This is a genomic window from Kribbella albertanoniae (genome assembly GCF_004348455.1).
Lineage (GTDB): Bacteria > Actinomycetota > Actinomycetes > Propionibacteriales > Kribbellaceae > Kribbella > Kribbella albertanoniae.
The window spans coordinates 1-2,481 of record NZ_SMKA01000485.1; the positions used below are offsets into that span (position 1 = coordinate 1).

The 2,481-nt window shown below is 67.1% G+C and carries 5 protein-coding genes; 4 read left to right on the forward strand and 1 reads right to left on the reverse strand.

Going from position 1 to position 2,481, the window contains the following annotated elements; all coding sequences use genetic code 11:
- Positions 1-111 precede the first annotated feature (111 nt).
- Together E1261_RS44355 and E1261_RS44360 are read left to right on the forward strand one after the other, a co-directional pair.
- Complete coding sequence (locus tag E1261_RS44355; RefSeq protein WP_132416329.1) at positions 112-444, forward strand: VOC family protein; 333 nt, start codon at positions 112-114, stop codon at positions 442-444.
- Between the two features lie 67 nt (positions 445-511).
- Positions 512-811, forward strand: a complete 300-nt coding sequence (locus E1261_RS44360) for a hypothetical protein (protein ID WP_132416331.1) — start codon at positions 512-514, stop codon at positions 809-811.
- On the opposite strand, the gene E1261_RS44365 is transcribed toward E1261_RS44360, so the two are convergent.
- On the reverse strand, positions 808-1,302 hold the full coding sequence (locus E1261_RS44365; RefSeq protein ID WP_132416333.1) for a hypothetical protein: 495 nt from the start codon (positions 1,300-1,302) through the stop codon (positions 808-810). The genes E1261_RS44360 and E1261_RS44365 overlap by 4 nt on opposite strands.
- A gap of 48 nt (positions 1,303-1,350) precedes the next feature.
- Here E1261_RS44365 and E1261_RS44370 point away from each other — a divergent pair, with 48 nt between their 5' ends.
- On the forward strand, positions 1,351-2,142 hold the full coding sequence (locus E1261_RS44370) for an alpha/beta fold hydrolase (RefSeq protein WP_165952875.1): 792 nt from the start codon (positions 1,351-1,353) through the stop codon (positions 2,140-2,142).
- Positions 2,143-2,275: 133 nt separating this feature from the next.
- Positions 2,276-2,481, forward strand: a 206-nt coding sequence (locus tag E1261_RS44375; protein ID WP_338034001.1) for a VOC family protein, incomplete at its 3' end; no start/stop codon positions are given.

Consider the following 2,481-nt stretch of genomic DNA (forward strand, 5'->3'; position numbering starts at 1 on the left):
GGTTTGGCCGTTGCTCTGGGCAACCATTCTGCGGGCGGGCCGCTTCGTTCTGTCGGTGCCGTGCGAGAGCATGGCGTCCAGTCGAAAACTCAACCCCCTCCGGGAGAAATCATGGGTCTCACCCTCGGCGCCATCATCCTCAACGTCCCCGACACCGCCCAGGGCTCCACCTTCTGGAGCCAGGCTCTCGGCTACACGCCACAAGCGAGCAACCCGGACTTCCTCGTCCCGCCCGACCGAGCCGCGACCCGCCTCCACCTCGACTCCACCGACCGCACCCACCTGGATCTCTGGGTCACCCCCGACACCACAGTCGAGGCCGAGATCGCCCGCCTGGAGGCCCTCGGCGCTCGCCTCGTCGAGGACTGGACCTACCCGGAGGACGCAGACTTCACGGTCCTGCAGTCCCCTGACGGCACCCTCTTCTGCATCATCCACCCCTGACTTGTCGATTTCCGCCGCCCCCACCCGTCATCCCCAGGACAGCCGCATCTGCTCGAGGAGTCCTCCCATGCCCAAGTTCCTGATCCTGATGTCCAGGCCCGACCACTACGCCCAGTGGGACACCGCCGACGAGACCACCCGCGACCAGTACCTGACAGACCTGGCCGCCTTCGCCACCGCCGTCCGCACCCACGGCACCCTGCACGCCGTCCTCCCACTGCTCCCCACCACACCACCCACCGACCTCCACGGCGCCTACCTCGTAGACCTCCCCGACCAGACCACCGCCAGCAACCTCACCAACCTCCTCCCCTCCCCCTGCCAAATCCGCGAAGCCCAAGACGTAGGCATCCCGATCACCGCCTAGACGAACGGCACCTCGGCAAAGCTGATCCCGCCGCGTTGCGCCATCGTGAGCACCTGGCCCGGCACGTGTTGTGGCTCCTTGCGCAAGTACTGCGTAAATCCGGACGCGCGAACCCGGAGGTCGAAGTTCTGCCCGTCGATGTGCCAGACCGGATCAGGCTGATCATCTGGCGAATCAAGGCGGTGCAGGTCGGCGATCTCCAACAGCTGGTACCCCGGATCGAGGTCTCCCGCGATACCCCACGCTTCGTCGAACACCAGCGTTGCCGGCACGATCCAGAAGGAGAACCGCTTCTGCAGACGGACCGGATGGACCCATTGCACGATGTAGTCCAGATCGAGCAACAGCCGCCCAGGCGGTAGCCGGTCGTCTTCGTGCTCACCCACGCTGATCGCGTGCACCGTACTGTCGTGCCAGCCCATCACCTCGAAGTCGGCGTCGGTCCACGTGTATTTCTCCAGCCCGGTCGGCCGATGCGGCAGCGCGTTCACCTGCTCAGTATCCGGCGAACTGTCGGTGGTGGGTGGCAGGGTGTGGGGATGCTGGACGTGGGTGAGGTTGAGCTGTTCGTGCGGGAGCTGGGGCAGCGCGGGGACGAGCCTTCGCTGGTGGTGATGCACGGCGGGCCGGATGTGGGGCATGGGTATCTGCTGCCGGGGTTCGCGGAGGTGCAGCGGCATGTGGTGCTGTTCGATTTCCGGGGCTGCGGACGGAGCACGCGTGGTCTGCCGGACGATCGGTTGCAACCGGAGTACGTCGTGGAGGACACGCGGCGGCTGATCGCGGAGCTCGGGCTCGGGCAGGTGGACCTGCTGGGGTTCTCGACCGGCGGTCGGGCGGCGATGCAGTTCGTGGACAAACACCCCGCGCTGGTACGGCGGTTGGTGCTGGCGTCGACTTCGGCGTACGACGCTCGTGCGTCTCAGGAGTATCTGGCCGGCTGGGAGGAGTACCAGCGGCGCGAGCGGCTGGCGAAGCCCGAGGAACGCAACTCGACCATCTTCGTCTGGGACCCGGCCAAGGCACCGGCGTACCTTGACCTCCTCAACAGCCTCGGCACCGATACGGGCGACTGGAGCTACGAGCGCGCCATGGCCGGGCTGATACATCCCTGGTTCACGGGCGATCCCGAGACGATCCTGCGTGATTTCGCCAAGCCGATCCTGATCCTGCACGGCGAGAAGGACATGGGCTTCCCCGTCCAACTGGCCGAGCGCCTGCACGCCGCCGTACCGAACAGTCAACTCGCCGTCACCCCCGACGCCGCCCACATGTGCCACTTCGAGCAGCCGAACGTCTGGGCCCAGCACCTCAACGCCTTCCTGGGGTGAACCCCAGTCCCATCACAACTGCCCGTCGCCGCATCGTCCCCGCTCCAGCCGGCGTCCCAACCGCACTTGTGATGGCGTGGCGGTCCGCGCTGCGGGCTAGCAGTCACCGATCCGATCGCGGGAGACTCGTCCCATGGAGATCAAGCACCGCATGATCGTCTTCGACGCCGCGGACCTGGACGCCGAAAGCACCTTCTGGGCCACCTTCCTCGACGGCACCGTCGAGAAATGGGGCGACCGCTGGCACGCCATCTGGGTCGACGGCGGCTGGGCCCTCGGCGTCCAGCACGCCCCCGACCACCGCCCGCCCACCTGGCCCGACGACACCCAGCCCCAGCA